This is a genomic window from Nocardia spumae, assembly GCF_020733635.1.
Taxonomy (GTDB): Bacteria; Actinomycetota; Actinomycetes; order Mycobacteriales; family Mycobacteriaceae; genus Nocardia; species Nocardia spumae.
This window is the reverse complement of record NZ_JAJFZL010000001.1, coordinates 4756813-4771222: the sequence shown is the minus strand read 5'-3', so window position 1 is coordinate 4771222 and position 14410 is coordinate 4756813. Positions and strand designations below refer to the sequence as shown.

Annotated in this window: 16 protein-coding genes; 7 read left to right on the top strand and 9 right to left on the bottom strand. The window is 68.1% G+C overall.

What is annotated here, in order from left to right; translation table 11 throughout:
* The first annotated feature begins 49 nt into the window (after nucleotides 1-49).
* On the top strand, nucleotides 50-1159 hold the full coding sequence (locus tag LKD76_RS21335) for a substrate-binding domain-containing protein (protein WP_227983110.1): 1110 nt from the start codon (nucleotides 50-52) through the stop codon (nucleotides 1157-1159).
* A 3-nt stretch (nucleotides 1160-1162) separates the two neighbouring features.
* Here LKD76_RS21335 and LKD76_RS21330 read toward each other — a convergent pair whose 3' ends face one another.
* The gene (locus LKD76_RS21330; protein ID WP_227983108.1) at nucleotides 1163-1648 is read right to left on the bottom strand and encodes a MarR family winged helix-turn-helix transcriptional regulator; all 486 of its coding nucleotides are present in this window, start codon (nucleotides 1646-1648) and stop codon (nucleotides 1163-1165) included.
* A gap of 90 nt (nucleotides 1649-1738) precedes the next feature.
* On the opposite strand from LKD76_RS21330, the gene LKD76_RS21325 reads away from it, so the two are divergent.
* A complete protein-coding gene (locus LKD76_RS21325) occupies nucleotides 1739-2173 on the top strand; it encodes a nuclear transport factor 2 family protein (RefSeq protein WP_227983106.1) in 435 nt (144 codons plus the stop codon).
* Between the two features lie 103 nt (nucleotides 2174-2276).
* Here the strand turns inward: LKD76_RS21325 and LKD76_RS21320 are convergent, their stop codons facing one another.
* The 3 genes from LKD76_RS21320 to LKD76_RS21310 form a co-directional block, all read right to left on the bottom strand.
* The gene (locus LKD76_RS21320; RefSeq protein WP_227983104.1) at nucleotides 2277-3995 is read right to left on the bottom strand and encodes a purine-cytosine permease family protein; all 1719 of its coding nucleotides are present in this window, start codon (nucleotides 3993-3995) and stop codon (nucleotides 2277-2279) included.
* A 164-nt stretch (nucleotides 3996-4159) separates the two neighbouring features.
* Nucleotides 4160-4432 (bottom strand): hypothetical protein, encoded by a 273-nt coding sequence (locus LKD76_RS21315; protein ID WP_227983103.1) that lies wholly within the window; start codon nucleotides 4430-4432, stop codon nucleotides 4160-4162.
* Between the two features lie 2 nt (nucleotides 4433-4434).
* Nucleotides 4435-4983: an RNA polymerase sigma factor gene (locus tag LKD76_RS21310; RefSeq protein ID WP_227983101.1), complete on the bottom strand. Its 549-nt coding sequence runs from the start codon at nucleotides 4981-4983 to the stop codon at nucleotides 4435-4437.
* A 252-nt stretch (nucleotides 4984-5235) separates the two neighbouring features.
* Between LKD76_RS21310 and LKD76_RS21305 the strand changes: the two genes are divergently transcribed.
* The gene (locus tag LKD76_RS21305; protein ID WP_227983099.1) at nucleotides 5236-5904 is read left to right on the top strand and encodes a trimeric intracellular cation channel family protein; all 669 of its coding nucleotides are present in this window, start codon (nucleotides 5236-5238) and stop codon (nucleotides 5902-5904) included.
* Between the two features lie 153 nt (nucleotides 5905-6057).
* Here LKD76_RS21305 and LKD76_RS21300 read toward each other — a convergent pair whose 3' ends face one another.
* Nucleotides 6058-6417, bottom strand: a complete 360-nt coding sequence (locus tag LKD76_RS21300) for a group I truncated hemoglobin (RefSeq protein WP_227985353.1) — start codon at nucleotides 6415-6417, stop codon at nucleotides 6058-6060.
* A 265-nt stretch (nucleotides 6418-6682) separates the two neighbouring features.
* Nucleotides 6683-7327, bottom strand: coding sequence for an NADPH-dependent F420 reductase (locus LKD76_RS21295; RefSeq protein WP_227983097.1), 645 nt, complete (start codon nucleotides 7325-7327; stop codon nucleotides 6683-6685).
* Between the two features lie 87 nt (nucleotides 7328-7414).
* Here LKD76_RS21295 and LKD76_RS21290 point away from each other — a divergent pair, with 87 nt between their 5' ends.
* From LKD76_RS21290 to LKD76_RS21270, 4 genes are all read left to right on the top strand, one after another.
* The gene (locus LKD76_RS21290; protein ID WP_227983095.1) at nucleotides 7415-7801 is read left to right on the top strand and encodes a winged helix-turn-helix transcriptional regulator; all 387 of its coding nucleotides are present in this window, start codon (nucleotides 7415-7417) and stop codon (nucleotides 7799-7801) included.
* A gap of 119 nt (nucleotides 7802-7920) precedes the next feature.
* Complete coding sequence (gene gcvT, locus LKD76_RS21285; RefSeq protein ID WP_227983094.1) at nucleotides 7921-9018, top strand: glycine cleavage system aminomethyltransferase GcvT; 1098 nt, start codon at nucleotides 7921-7923, stop codon at nucleotides 9016-9018.
* A gap of 263 nt (nucleotides 9019-9281) precedes the next feature.
* On the top strand, nucleotides 9282-10382 hold the full coding sequence (locus LKD76_RS21280) for a branched-chain amino acid aminotransferase (protein ID WP_227983092.1): 1101 nt from the start codon (nucleotides 9282-9284) through the stop codon (nucleotides 10380-10382).
* A 965-nt stretch (nucleotides 10383-11347) separates the two neighbouring features.
* Complete coding sequence (locus LKD76_RS21270; protein WP_227983088.1) at nucleotides 11348-12322, top strand: formylglycine-generating enzyme family protein; 975 nt, start codon at nucleotides 11348-11350, stop codon at nucleotides 12320-12322.
* A gap of 55 nt (nucleotides 12323-12377) precedes the next feature.
* Here LKD76_RS21270 and LKD76_RS21265 read toward each other — a convergent pair whose 3' ends face one another.
* Genes LKD76_RS21265 through LKD76_RS21255 form a run of 3 tightly spaced genes read right to left on the bottom strand, consistent with a single transcriptional unit; the run spans nucleotide 12378 to nucleotide 14372 of the window.
* The gene (locus LKD76_RS21265; RefSeq protein ID WP_227983087.1) at nucleotides 12378-13034 is read right to left on the bottom strand and encodes a GAP family protein; all 657 of its coding nucleotides are present in this window, start codon (nucleotides 13032-13034) and stop codon (nucleotides 12378-12380) included.
* 30 nt (nucleotides 13035-13064) lie between these two features.
* On the bottom strand, nucleotides 13065-13724 hold the full coding sequence (locus LKD76_RS21260; RefSeq protein ID WP_227983085.1) for a GAP family protein: 660 nt from the start codon (nucleotides 13722-13724) through the stop codon (nucleotides 13065-13067).
* A gap of 54 nt (nucleotides 13725-13778) precedes the next feature.
* Complete coding sequence (locus tag LKD76_RS21255) at nucleotides 13779-14372, bottom strand: TetR/AcrR family transcriptional regulator (protein ID WP_227983083.1); 594 nt, start codon at nucleotides 14370-14372, stop codon at nucleotides 13779-13781.
* Nucleotides 14373-14410: the final 38 nt, after the last annotated feature.

The window sequence follows — 14410 nt, the reverse complement described above, 5'->3', positions numbered from 1 at the left end:
CAGCGCCGTATGGGTAATTTTCAGATGAAAATATACGGTGGTGATTCCGATGCCGGACGGACGATCGCCGGGTGCGCTCCGCCCGACGGTGGATATCGCCCTGGTGGTGCCGCTGAGCGGCCCGGCGGGCATGTTCGGTCCCTCGTGTGAGGCGTGTGCCGCGCTCGCCGTCGCCGATCTCGATGCCGCGGGCGGCATTCTGGACCGGCCGGTGCGGCTGCACGCGGTCGACGCCGGCGCTCCGCCGCCGGTATTGGCCGCGCGGGTGCGCCGATTGGTGAGTACCGGCGCGGTCGACGCGGTGGTCGGCTGGCATCTGTCCGACGCCCGGCGCGCGATCACCCCGTACACGGCTGGACGTGTTCCCTACATCTACACGACGTTCTACGAGGGCGGCGAGGATTCGGCCGGGGTCTACATGGTCGGTGAGACTCCCGAGCGGCAGTTGTTCCCGGCATTGCGGTGGCTGCGCGCCGAGTACGGCCGCCGGCGCTGGTGCATCGTCGGCAACGACTACATCTGGCCGCGCGAGACGGCCCGTCGGACAACGGAATTCGCGTCCGTGCTCGGTATAGAGATCGTCGGCTCGGTATTCGTGCCGCTCGGCGGCCGGAACTTTCGTCCCGTCCTCGAGGCCATTCGAGATTCCGCGGCCGACGCGGTACTGATGCTGATGGTCGGCGCCGACGGCGCGGCGTTCAACCGCGCCTACGCCCGCGCGGGTCTGGACGCCGATCGCATCCGGCTCGGCATGATGATCGGCGAGGATGTGCTGTACGCCAGCGGTGCGTCGGGTACCCGCGGATTGTTCACCGCCTGCGGATATCTCGAGGGCATCGCCTCGGCGCCGGCGCTCGAATTCGGCGCCAGATACGCGCGTCTGCTCGGCGCGGACGCGCCGGCCCTGTCCAATATCGGCGAATCCTGTTATGAGGGAATGCTTCTGCTCGCCGCACTGGCCGAACAGGCCCGCAGCCTCGAGGTCGGCGCCATCGCGCGCGCCGCCGCCCGGGTCGGCTATCGGGGCCCGCGCGGCGAGGTGCGGGTGCACGGGGCGCACACCACCCAGCCGGTGTATCTCGCCGAGGTCGACGCCCTGGACTTCGGCCTGCTGGCGGACCTGACGCCGCGGGGTCGGGCGAACTCGGCGGGGGAGTGACTGTTACGCCCCACCTGCCGATCCGGCCAGGTGCGCGTTGACGCGGCCGAGCAGGTGCAGCAACTGCGCGCGCTCGTCCCGGTCGAGTGGGGTCATGATCTGCTCGTTGACGCCGTCGAGCACGTGATCGAGTTCGGCCAGGCGGTGCTCACCGGCGGTGGTGATGCTGATGACGTTGCGGCGCTTGTCGGTCGGGTCGGGGGTGCGGCGAGCCCAGCCGCCCTCCTCGAGGTCGTTGAGCACGGCGACGAGATCGCTCTTGTAGATGCGGGTGCGGCCGGACAGGGTCGCCTGGCTCGCCGGTCCCAGCTCGGCGAGGGTGGCGAGCACGACGAAATGGTCCTTGTGCGCGTGGGCCGCGCGCAGGGCTTCGCGAGACAGCCGCTGCGCTTGCGTGGCGGTCATTCCGGCCAGGCGTGCGAACTGGCCCTTCAGCCGTTCGGGGGTCTCCGCGCCGTGGTCGAAGCGCAGGTCGTCGCAGGTCTCCATAGCTCCAGTCTACCTGCTTGCGTTAGCGCGACTAACGATCTACATTCGTTAGTGTCATAAACGTTAGAACTGCCAACGAATTGGGATGTCATGACCAGCATCGAATCCTTGATCCGCGATCTCGCCGACCGTGCCGAACTCGCCGATCTGGTTGCCCGCCACAGTCTGTGGATCGATGAGCGTCGCTACGACGAGACCGATCGGCTGTTCACCGCGAATGTGCGGGTGACATCGCCGCGTGGCGAGTCCTCCGGCATCGAGGGCCTCCTCGGGCTCGTGCGTCGGGGCCACGACGCCTACGCCGGCACACTGCACAACAAGTCCGATGTCGTCATCGAAATCGACGGCGACACCGCCAGGGTGCGTGCGCACGACCTGGCCGTGTTGGTCGCAGACGACAACACCGAGGCGATCGCGGCGGCGGTGCACCGGTATCGGGCGCGCCGCACCGAGCGGGGGTGGCGCTTCGACGGCCTGGAGATCACGCCGGTCGCGCTCACCGCGGCGCTCGGCAGGGCGCTGTAGCGGCCTCACGGACCGCGGAAGCCCGCACCGTACGGCGCCGGAACCGAGGCGTGAGTCCTCACGTTCCGGCGCCGGTGGCCGGGTGCGCGTGCCGCCCTGCGAATTACCCGGCCGGTGACGACTGGCGCAAGCCGAGATCGGCGGATGTGGTCACCGGATCCCGGTGTGTGGCCGACTGGCACTGCTCATGACAACCCTTGGTGAGCGTGCAGGTCAGCGAGGACACCGTGCCGCCGTGGAAGGGGCAGTCGTGCACCATATCCGGAAGTTCGTAGCGTTTGCCGTCGACGATGTCGAGCAGGGTCTGCCCGGCCCACAGCGGTTCGCGCTCGATCTCCTCGCGCAGTGGATTCCTGCGCGCCAGATAGTATTTGCCCTTCGTGGCGACCGCGATGATCGGGGCCAGCACCATCGCGATCGCGAGCGCGAGATACGGCGACCAGGCCTGGCAGAAGTCGCCGAACGCGCCGAAGAACGCGGCGATCGAGACCGCCGAGGCCACCAGCATCGAGACGAACCCCACCGGATTGATCGGATACAGATACGCCCGTTTGAATTCCACATACGGCGGGCTGACCTTCAGCAGCGCCTTGTTGATCACCAGATCCGCGACGATCGCACCGATCCAGGCGATGGCGACGTTGGAGTAGAAGCCGAGGATCGTGTTGAGCAGCGAGAACATATTGCACAGCATCAGCGTCAGCGCGATCGCGATGTGCAGCGCGAGCCACACCACCCGGCCCGGATGGATGTGCAGCGCCCGGCTGAAGAAGTTCGACCACGACAGCGAACCGGAGTAGGCGTTGGTGACGTTGATCTTCACCTGCGACAGCAGCACCATCACCGTCGCGACCCCCAGCGCGACGCCGTGATTGTGCAGGACCGCGCCGTAACCGCCCAGGAACTGCTCGATCGGTTCGGTCGCCCGGGTGAAGCCCACCTGATCGACCACGTAGAAGGCCAGGAACGCGCCCGAGATCTGTTTCGCCGCACCGAGAATCACCCAGCCGGGACCGGCCAGCAATACCGCCGACCACCATTTCAGCGGCGGCGTCTCCGACTTCTCCGGCATGAACCGCAAATAGTCGACCTGCTCGCCGATCTGCGCGATCAGCGACAGCGCCACACCCGCACCCGCGCCCACGGCGATCGCGCCGACCCGCTGACTACCGCCGTCACCGGTCCACGACAGGAACCCGTCGGCGCCGTGCGGGTCGGCGATCAGGATCATCGCGATCGGCGCCACGAACAGCACCAGCCACAGCGGCTGGGTCCACACCTGGAACTTCGCCAGCGCCGACATTCCGTAGAGCACAAGGGGAATGATGAGTACAGAGCCGAGGATGTAGCCGATCGGCAGGGGTATGTGGAAGGTCAGCTTCATCGCCTGTGCCATGATCGCGCCCTCGAGAGCGAAGAAGATGAAACAGAAGCTCGCGTAGATGAGACTGGTGAGCGTGGAGCCGAAGTAACCGAAGCCGGCGCCGCGGGTCAGCAGATCCATATCCACGTTGTATTTCGCGGCGTAGTACGCGATCGGGATCCCGGTGAGGAAGATGGTGGCCGCCGCCACCAGGATCGCGACGATCGCGCTGGCGCTGCCGTGGCTGACCGCGATGGACGCGCCGATGGAATAGTCGGCGAGATAGGCGATTCCGCCGAGCGCGGCGACCCCGCAGGCCATCGGCGTCCAACGACGGAAGGTACGCGGGGCGTAGCGCAGCGAATAGTCCTCGATATTGTCCTTGGCGGCCCAGAGCTGGAAGCGATTCCACCGCGTCGGCGGGACTCCGGAGGTCGGCGGTGTCGGGGAGGTGTTCATCGTCAGATCTCCTTGCAACGATCGCTGCGACGTTTCGGACCTCCGTCAACCGCGCTGTCTCACGACATCCGATCTGCAGCAAAAATCAAGGTAGGAGAGCTGATTCCGTTTGACAACATTCAAATGAATATTTTTCGAACGGGCAATATAGTGGTTACACAAGGTCAGCGGCGAGCGGCGATCCGGCACTGACCATCCACGCATTCTCGTTCGATCCGCCCGCGAGACACGGTCTGCGCCAGTCCGATCAGCCAGCAGGTGGGGCAACCGCGCAGCGCGACCAATCCCGCGGGCAGCAGGAGCAGTGCGATCGGCCCGATAACGGGAATCAACGCGACCGACGCGACCAGCAGGCCGAAACCGATCACCCCCCGGGTCAGATGTACGGGTATCGACCTACTCGCGAACGACTTCTCCGCGGTGGCACTGTCTTTCATGCTCACCTTCCTCGATCCGGTATCTCGAGATGTGCTCGGACCTCGGCCCGTGCGCGATGTAGCCGCGATTTCATCGCCGCCGTACTCAATCCGAGCGCCCGCGCCACGGCGCTGCCGGGCAGGCCCTGCACATCGCGCATGATCAGGACCCGCCGCTGATCATCGGGCAGTGCGGCGATGGCGGTGGTGATGCGATCGATCTCCAGGCGTGCCAGCACATCGTCCTCCGCGGAGGCGATGACGCCCTCGGCGACGGGGTCGCGCCGCCCGGCCGATTGCAGCCGGCGCAGGCATTCGTTGCGCACGATGCGGAACATCCACGAGGCCAGCGCGCCGGCCGCGCGCAGGGTTCCGATCTTGCGGAACAGCACGATCATGGCCTCCTGCGCCGCGTCCTCGGCATCCTGGCTGGTCGCGCACAGTGAGGAGGCGAAACGCTGGATGTGGGGATAGGAGCCGGAGACCAAGGCGGCGATCGCCGCCTGGTCACCCTCGCGCGCGGCCAGCACGAGGTGCTCCTCGGGCCAGGCCGAACGTCTGCGATCAGCCACGAGAACGCCTCCGGCGCAGGATCATCAGGCAACTACACCCCAACCCGGCCACGACCACCACGGCGACGACTGCGACAACCATTCCGACCTCCTTCGAACGATGCGGGCCCGATTGCCCGCACATCTATAAGAGATGCGGGCCGCGAAAAGGATTCACGGGACGCAGGTTCCCACGGCTGGTTGCCGGGCGATCCGCCGGGCGCCGGGTAGCGTGCCGATAGCGGGCGAGGTCGACGCGGAAGGAACGATGTCGTGGCGGGAGTGTCGGATACCGTTCCCGAGTTGTTGCGCGCCCTGGATCTGACCGGAGTGTTCGCCAACGCCATGCTCGGCGGCGCGGTGGCGCGGACCTACCGATTCGATCCGATCGGATTCGCGGTGCTCGCCACGGCCTCCGGACTGGGGGGCGGAATCATTCGCGACACCCTGCTGCAGCGCGGGACGCCGGTGGCGCTGGTCGACTACACCTATCTGCTCACCGCGCTGGTCGGGGCATTGATCGCCTTCGCCTTCCGATTCGAGGGCAGGTTGTGGGATCGGCTGTTCCCCTGGGTGGATTCGCTCGCGCTGGGATGCTGGGCGGCGGTCGGTGCGCAGAAGACCCTCGAGGTCGGGCTGGGCTGGCTGCCGGCCGTGCTGCTGGGAACGGCGACGGCGGTCGGCGGCGGCGTCGTGCGGGATCTGTCCGTCGGGCGGGTGCCGACGATCTTCGGGGGTAACACCCTGTATGCCACGTGTGCGCTGCTGGCCAGTGCGACGCTGGTGATCATCTGGTATTCGGGTCACGTGACGGCGGGATCGATCGCGGCGACGGCGGTCGGCGGCGGGCTGTGCCTGCTGGCCCGGTGGCGGGGCTGGATGTTGCCGGAGCAGGTGACCTGGCCGCAGCGGTTGCGATACGGACGGCGCAAGAGCGAGTGATACCTCGGCCGCGCGGTGTGAGGGAATCGGCCGAGCTCGTGGCGGCGGCGTCGCGTGGCCGTGCACCGGCCGATCCGGAGGATGGGAGATCCGAGCAGTGCCCGGCCGGGGAAGCCGGCCGGGCACGCATACGTTCTCGGGATCGTGGCGGATTCAGGAAACCGGTGTGTCGGAGGCGATCTCGGGCGCCAGCGGCGCGATCGCGCCGATGATCTCGCCGACCGTCGCCTCCGGAACGCCCGCGCCCTTCAGGGAATCGGTCAGATGTCCCGCGACGAGGTCGAAATGGTGCATGGTGATACCGCGGCCCTGATGCACCTGCTTCATCGGGGCGCCCGAATACGGTTCGGGGCCGCCGAGGGCGGCGGCGAAGAACTCGACCTGCTTCCCCTTCAATCTGGACATGTTGGTGCCGGAGAAGAAACCGGCGAGGTCGTCGTCGGCCAGGACCCGCACGTAGAAATCCTCGACCACGGTTTCGAGAGCTTCGTGACCACCGATCTGCTCGTAGATGGACGCGGCCGCCGGCTCGGGCTCGGGCTCGGGCTCGGACGAGGGCTCGGGCGAGGGCTCGGGCGAGGGCTCGGACGAGGGAGACGAGGACGACTTCGAAAACAACGACGAGATACGCATGACAAAAATGGAACCAACGTCACATTGCGCAACCGTTAGTCCTGTGTAGCTCCCGAGTTGCCTTGTGTAGAGGGATGATTTCGCCGTTCTCACAGTCCGCACCGGCATGCGGCGAGGTTCGTCTCGCCGGCTGTGACCTGCCGGGTCAGCCGGCCGGGACCACGGCGGGCATCGACGGTACCGCCGAGCGCGGGTCGATTCCGGTGAACGCGAGCGAGATCACGAAACCCGCCGCCTCCTCGAGCTGGCGTGCCCGCGTCAGATCCCCGAGGACCGCGGCGTCGGCACCGAGATCGCGTACGAGCCGTTCGGTGATCCGCACGGCGGTGGGATCGTCGCCGCACAGAGTCACCGTCACCGGTGTGGTCGCGGGCGCGGTCCACTGTTCGCTCGGGAACAGGTGAAAGGCCTTGACCACGTGTGCGCCGGGCGCCAGCGCGGCGACCCGCTCGGCGTGCGAGCCGCCCGGAGGCAGCCGCAGGACCCCGGTGCCGTGATCCACGGCATTGGTCGCATCGATCAGCGGCGTGCCGGTCACGGCGCCCGAACCCGCGCCGGCGGCCGCCAGTATGTCCGCGACGCCGGTATGGGTCACCGCGAGCAGGATCGCGTCCGCGCCGGTCACGGCCTCGCGCGGCGCTGCCGCCCGTGCGCGGGACCCCAGCCGGGTGGCCAGCGCGGCAGCCTTGTCCGCCGATCTGCCCGCTACGACCAGGTCGTGTCCGCCGCGGGCCCAGCCGCCGCCCAGTGCGGCCGCCAGCGTGCCGGTACCCAGGATCGCGATTCGCATCATTGACTCCTTCGATTCGATTCCGGGCAACGGTAGAAAATCCGATACGCACCGAACGGTGCGTGACGGACGCGCGATGATCGACAGATGAGCGGCTACGACGAGCACGCCGGCGAACTGGTCGCCGACTGCCGATTACGCGCGGCGACGGATCTTTTCGCGCACACCTGGGATCCGGTCGTCCTGGTCGCCCTGCTCGGCGGGCCGCGGCGGCGGGCCGAACTGCGAGCCGAGATCGGCGGAGTCAGCGATAAGGCGCTCACCGAATCGTTGCGCAGGCTGCACGGTCACGGCCTGATCGAACGCCGTCGCTACGCGCAGGCGCCGCCCCGGGTCGACTACGCCCTGACTCCGCTCGGGCTCAGCCTGGTCGAGGGGCCGATGCGAGCGCTGGGGGACTGGATCGACGAGCACGGCGACGAACTGCTCGCGGCGTCGGAGGAGGTGGAGCCCGACCTGCTGCGACACGGATAGGCGAGCCCGCACCGGCCCGGGCCGATCCGGAATATCCCGCCGCGGGGCGAGCGTCGCTCCAGCCGACACGGCGCGGGCGGGGCGAACTACACGGCGATCGGGCTCGATAAGCTCGCCGGGTGACCGAGACGCTGCAGCAGGGCCCCATCCACGCCGTCCATGCCGAGCTGGGCGCGACCTTCGCCCCGTTCGGGGGCTGGGAGATGCCGGTGCAGTACGGCGGCACCGTCGCCGAGCACACCGCGGTGCGGACCGCCGTCGGCGTCTTCGATGTCAGCCATCTCGGTAAGGCGACCGTGCGCGGGGCCGGGGCCGCCGAATTCGTCAACTCGGCACTGACCAACGATCTCGGACGTGTCGGTCCCGGCAAGGCCCAATACACGCTGTGCTGCACCGAGCAGGGCGGGGTGATCGACGATCTGATCGCCTACTACGTCGCCGACGACGAGGTCTTCCTGGTGCCGAACGCGGCCAACACCGCGAGCGTGGTGGCCGAGCTGCGCGCAGCGGCGCCGGCGGGGATCACGATCACCGATCAGCATCGCGACTACGCCGTCCTCGCGGTGCAGGGGCCGAAATCGGCCGAAGTCCTTGCCGCACTCGGACTCCCGACCGATATGGAGTACATGGCGTTCGCCGACGCCGAATGGGAGGGCCGTGCGGTGCGCGTATGCCGGACCGGATACACCGGTGAACACGGTTACGAACTGCTGCCGCGCTGGGACGACGCCGAAGCGGTGTTCCGCGCCCTGCTGGGCGAGGTGCGGGCCGCCGGGGGACAGCCCGCCGGACTGGGCGCCCGTGACACCCTGCGCACCGAAATGGGTTATCCGCTGCACGGACACGAACTGTCACCGGAGATCTCGCCGGTGCAGGCCCGCGCGGGCTGGGCGGTCGGCTGGAAGAAGCCCGACTTCTGGGGCAAACAGGCACTGGTACGGGAGAAGTCGGAGGGTCCGCGGCGAATCCTGCTGGGGCTGAAGGCACTCGACCGAGGCGTGCTGCGACAGGGGCAGACGGTATTGCGGGGTGAGCAGGCCGTCGGCGAGACCACGTCGGGAACCTTCTCGCCGAGTCTCAAGGTGGGAATCGCGCTGGCGTTGCTGAACACCGACACCGGACTGGAGCCGGGTGACGAGGTCGAGGTCGATGTGCGCGGTCGCCGGCTGCGCGCCGAGGTCGTGCGCCCGCCCTTCGTCACCCCGCACACCTCCTGAGCGGCCCCGCGCCCCGGGCCGATGGATCGGTCCCCCGGGGCCGACCCCGACGCAGGGGCAGCCTCGCAGTACGGCGGCGTGGCGTCCCGGGCCGGGCGCTGGACGCCCTGGCGTTCGACGCCGCGCCGTCGGCCCGGAGCCTGATCGAACCGCTCGAGCATCGCGGCCGGACCGGCTGTTGCAGGCCGCGGCGGACCTCCGATCGAGGCCACGACGCAGGTCCGGGCATCGCGGCCCGCGAGCACGGATCTACTATCGAGATCATGACAGTCGCCGCACAGTTCACCCGTACCCCGCATCCCGCCCCGATATCGGCGGATCGGCGCACGGAGATTCTGACGGCCCCCGGCTTCGGCCGGTACTTCACCGACCACATGGTGTCGATCGATTACGTCGACGGGCAGTGGACCAACGCGCGGGTCGAGCCCTACGGGCCACTGAGCATGGATCCGGCCACGATGGTGTTCCACTACGGTCAGGCCATCTTCGAGGGACTCAAGGCATACCGGCAGGCCGACGGCAGTATCGCCACCTTCCGCATCGATGCCAACGCGGCGCGGTTCCAGCGCTCGGCTCGCCGGCTCGCGATGGCCGAGCTGCCGGAGGAACTGTTCGTCGAATCGGTTCGACAGCTGCTCGAGGTGGACGCGGACTGGGTGCCCGCGGCCGGGGGTGAGGAGTCGCTGTACCTGCGGCCGTTCATGTTCGCCACCGAGGCCGGTCTCGGCGTGAAGCCGGCGGCGGCCTACAAGTATCTGCTGCTGGGCTCGCCTGCGGGAGCGTACTTTCCGCGTGGGGTGAAGCCGGTGCGGGTGTGGCTGTCGACCGAATACGTGCGCGCCGCGCCCGGCGGTACCGGTGAGGCCAAGGTCGCCGGTAACTACGCCTCGTCGTTGCTGGCGCAGCAGCAGGCCACCGAGCAGGGGTGCGACCAGGTGGTGTGGCTGGACGCGTGTGAGCGCAAATATGTCGAGGAGATGGGCACCAACAACCTGTTCTTCGTCTACGGCTCCGGATCGGAGGCCCGCCTGGTCACCCCGGAACTGTCCGGATCGCTGCTGCCGGGTATCACCCGCGACAGCCTGCTGACCCTGGCGGCGGACTCCGGATATCCGGTCTCCGAGCGCAAGGTGTCGGTCGAAGAATGGCGTAAGGGCGCCGAATCCGGTGAGATCACCGAGGTTTTCGCCTGCGGCACCGCGGCGGTCATCACGCCCGTGGGCTGGGTGCAGTCGGCCGAGGGGGAATTCGAGATCGGTGGTGGCGAGCCGGGCGAGGTCACCATGGCCCTGCGCGACACCCTCACCGGAATTCAGCGCGGCACCTTCGCCGACACCCACGGCTGGCTGCGCACCCTGGCTTGATATCGGCTGTCCACGGTGCCCCGGGGTCGGCCCGGGGCACCGTCGTCTGTTCGCGATGAGTCTCGTCTGTCGCGAGACCGCGCCACCTCGTAGTGCTTTTCGATGCCGAGTTAGCTGATACGGCTGTTCGATGAAATGAAATGGTTGTCCTCGGCCGATCCGGATACCGCTGATCGGTCTCATCGCCGACGAAACCGTAGAAGCGATCGAATCCCTGTCCCGGCGGCCGCCTGTCCCGCGATAATCGGGCGGTCCATTCATCGACCGGGATGGTGGGATTCTCTCCCGCCCAATAGGTTCCCCAACCAGCCTTGCGCAATATCTCGGCAATCGAGGCCTCCGCGGGGCGGGGCGGGAAACCGTAACCCGGGAATCCGGCCGCGGTCTCGGATATCGAGGCGAAACCGTTGAGATGATGATTGCGCCCGTCGGAAAGGTGGAACGGGTGGGTGAGCACAGCGCCGCGGGATGGCGCATACGGTAGGTCGGCCCCTCTCGGCCAGTCGGTCCATGGAGGGCATCTCGATGCGCCCGCCGTACGGAGACCACGCCGCACAGCCGATCTCGTCGGACCGCACGACCAGCGAGTTCGGTGCGCCCAGGGGCTTCCCGCCCAGGAACGCGTCCCACCCGGGGACCTGATCCCGGATATCGAGATCGATGACGCCCGTGAACCGCCGATGCCTCATAGCCGGAACCGCTGTCGGAGACCGGTCTGCGTCACGCAGTGCTCGCCGCCTGTGATCGCAGCATGGGACACGGTGTGGTCCTCATCCGCCTCGGGTGATTTCCACGGATCGTTCCGGGCCGGTCGGAGTGCTTTTCCGGATTGCGCACCCGTTCCCACAGCTCGATGTACGGTCGGGACAGCGTATGCGTGGTTACTGCGAGCCTGCTCGCGCGGCTCGGGATGGCGAACAAGTTTTCGGCGACCGCCGCGGCGGCGACGAGCGGGAGAGGACATCATGCAGCACCGCACCGAATCCGGGAAACAGACCTGCCAATGCGCCCCTACCGCCGACCGCAACGCCGTATCGGAAAAAGAATCTTTTCACGACAGGATTTCCGAGCCGGGGCCGGCGGCCGCCACGGTGACCGGATCGCTGATACGCCTTCCCGGTGGCACGTTCACCATGGGCGACGAGAGCCGCTGGGCATATCCCGGTGACGGTGAGGGCCCGTGCCATCCGGTCACGGTGGACGCCTTCGCGATCGGACCCGTCGCGGTCACCAATACCGAATTCGCCGCGTTCGTCGCCGCTACCGGATATCGCACCGACGCCGAGGAATACGGCTGGTCGTTCGTCTTCGCCGGACTGCTGCCCGACGATATGCCGCCGACCCGGGCGGTCGCGAACGCGCCGTGGTGGCGGCAGGTCGAGGGTGCCGACTGGGCCCATCCGTTCGGCCCCGCCTCCGATGTCGCCGCACTGTCCGACCATCCCGTGGTGCACGTGTCCTGGGCGGACGCGCGCGCCTACTGCGCGTGGTCGGGCACCCGCCTGCCCACCGAGGCCGAATGGGAGTACGCCGCCCGCGCCGGATCCACCGGCCCCTTTCCGTGGGGTGCGGACTTCGAACCCGGCGGGCAGCGGCGAATGAACGTGTTCACCGGCGACTTTCCCCGGACCGCGCCCGGTGCGCACCTGGGCACCATGCCGGTGAACGCGTACGCGCCCAACGATTTCGGTCTCTACAACACCACCGGCAACGTGTGGGAGTGGTGTGCCGACTTCTTCTCGCCGGACTATTACCGCCACAGCCCGGAGCGCAATCCGGCCGGACCCGATCTGGGCAGGGACCGGGTGATGCGCGGCGGGTCGTATCTGTGCCACCTGTCCTACTGCCGCCGCTACCGGGTGTCGGCCCGCCAAGGCAGTGAACCGGTCTCCTCGACCGGGAATCTGGGCTTCCGGGTGGTCGCCGATATCGCGCGATGACCAGCGTGCCGGCCCCGGATCGGAATCCTGCCCTCGCAGCGGTGAGCGGCTGACCTCACGCCAGGTTCACGATGCCGCGAATGGTGAACAACGCGCCGAAGCCGAACATCACCCCCAGCGACAGCACCCGGGTATGCCCGATCATCCACGTCTTCGCGGCATCGAGACCGGTGCGGGCGCGCTCGCCGAGCAGCAGGAAGATGCCGATCGGGATCACGAAGTCCAGGATCGCGGAGATCAGCAGCACGACGGTCGCGAGGATGGCCATGCTCACCGAGACGCCCGAGCTCGAGATCAGGCTCATCCCGGACATCATGATGAACAGATTGGGATTGATCACCGCGAGCCCCAGTCCCATGATGAAAGCCCCTCGGGGACCGACGTTCTCGAGTTCGCCGACCCAGCGCGGCGCCGCGTGGCGTGACCTGGGCTTGCGTATCGCGATCCACACTCCGCAGGCCAGGAACAGCAGTCCGACCGCGAGGCCCGCCCAATGCGAGGTGTCCTTACTGGTCGATTGCGGATCCCCGGCACCACCCAGCAGCGCCGCGATCGCGATCTGGGTATAGACCAGCAGAAACGCGCCGCCGAAGGCGCAGGAATTCGCGGTCGGGCGGCTGGACTGCAGCAGCAGCACACACCCGACGATCGCCCCGGGGGTGATGATCAACCCGATGATCTCCGGGATCAGCAGTACGAGCAGGTCACCCACGCCGACTCCTCAGCATCGATTCCGGTAGCCCTACAGGCCGCCGACGCCCTTTCCGATCACGACCGCGCCCATGACGAGCAGGAGCACCGCCATCACCACGTGATTGTTGGCCTGCAGCCACGTCTTCGAGGTGTCCAGCCCGCCGCGCATCCGATCCGCGGCGACCGCGTAGCCGATCACCGGGACCAGGACGGTGCAGGCCGCGAGGATCGTGAACACCACGACCGCGACGGCCGTCTCTCCGCCGGACAGCCCGCCGGTGCCGATCGTCAATCCCGCCGAGACACACAGCAGCAGATTCTTGGGATTCACCGCCGAGAGCACGATGCCCAGCCCGGTGGCCTTGACGAAGGTCATCCGGTCGATGGCCTGCATCCACCCTGGGACCGCGGTATCGGCCCGGTGGCGCCACTGCCCGACCGCCAACAGGATCAGCAGCACACCCAGCACGATCTTGACCCAGGCGACCGCGGGGGAGTGGGAGGCGCCGGCCTCGCCGTCGATGGACCCCGACAGCAGCACCACGACCACCGTGACCACGAGGATGCCCAGTACCCAGCCCGATCCGAAGCCGGTGCTGGTCCCCGCGGCCCGCGCCGACAGCAGCATCAGGATGGCCGCGACGATCGGGATGGGCGAGATCGCCACACCGACCGCCAGTGGCAGCAATTCGCCGAGAACGGTACCCATGCGCACAAGGTAGAAGACCGCGGCGCCCCGATCGTCACACGCCGCGGGTGAGGTTCAGCCCCGGCGGGGGCGGGAACGGCCCAGATAGGGGCCGAGCAGTTCCGTGACGCGGGCGGCGACATCCGCGAGTGGCGCGTCGTTTTCGATCATGCGCGATGCCGAGTGCACGACGGCGTTGATCAGCTCCGCGGTGGTCTCCGGATCGGGCGCCCCGAATTCGGCCAGTGCCGCGATCAGCGGGGTCCGCAGCTCGGCGTGAATGGCGCGGCCCTGCGCCGCGAGGGTGTCGGCGGCGACGAGGGTCGAAAGTCCCTGCACCACAGCGTGTTCACCCTCGGCGACGAGTTCCAGATTGGCGTGCGCGTAGGCCAGTACCCGGCCGCCGGGATCGTCGGCCGCGGCCATCCGGTCGGCGATGCGCGCGCTCCACCGCGGCAACGCGTCGGCCAGGACCGCGTCGAGCAGGGCATCCCGGGAGCCGAAGTACTGGTACACGCTCGGCCGTGACAGTCCGGCGCGAGTGGCCACCTCACCCAGAGTCGGTGCGACACCCGGATTCTCGGCGAGCAGGGCCCGGGTGGCGTCGAGGAGGGCACGTCGTTGCGCCTGCCGGTGCTCGGCCACGGTCGCCGCCTGGATCTTCGGCATGCGTCCTCCTCGTATCGCGGGCGTCTCGGACACAGTGT

Excerpts from the sequence above, each read along its gene's own strand:
- LKD76_RS21295 (WP_227983097.1), bottom strand. The coding sequence starts at position 7,327 with ATGCGAATCGCGATCCTGGGTACCGGCACGCTGGCGGCCGCACTGGGC.
- LKD76_RS21270 (WP_227983088.1), top strand. The coding sequence starts at position 11,348 with ATGCAGCACCGCACCGAATCCGGGAAACAGACCTGCCAATGCGCCCCT.
- LKD76_RS21260 (WP_227983085.1), bottom strand. The coding sequence starts at position 13,724 with ATGGGTACCGTTCTCGGCGAATTGCTGCCACTGGCGGTCGGTGTGGCG.
- LKD76_RS21255 (WP_227983083.1), bottom strand. The coding sequence starts at position 14,372 with ATGCCGAAGATCCAGGCGGCGACCGTGGCCGAGCACCGGCAGGCGCAA.
- LKD76_RS21320 (WP_227983104.1), bottom strand. The coding sequence starts at position 3,995 with ATGAACACCTCCCCGACACCGCCGACCTCCGGAGTCCCGCCGACGCGG.
- LKD76_RS21280 (WP_227983092.1), top strand. The coding sequence starts at position 9,282 with ATGACAGTCGCCGCACAGTTCACCCGTACCCCGCATCCCGCCCCGATA.
- LKD76_RS21325 (WP_227983106.1), top strand. The coding sequence starts at position 1,739 with ATGACCAGCATCGAATCCTTGATCCGCGATCTCGCCGACCGTGCCGAA.
- LKD76_RS21335 (WP_227983110.1), top strand. The coding sequence starts at position 50 with ATGCCGGACGGACGATCGCCGGGTGCGCTCCGCCCGACGGTGGATATC.
- LKD76_RS21330 (WP_227983108.1), bottom strand. The coding sequence starts at position 1,648 with ATGGAGACCTGCGACGACCTGCGCTTCGACCACGGCGCGGAGACCCCC.
- LKD76_RS21290 (WP_227983095.1), top strand. The coding sequence starts at position 7,415 with ATGAGCGGCTACGACGAGCACGCCGGCGAACTGGTCGCCGACTGCCGA.
- LKD76_RS21315 (WP_227983103.1), bottom strand. The coding sequence starts at position 4,432 with ATGAAAGACAGTGCCACCGCGGAGAAGTCGTTCGCGAGTAGGTCGATA.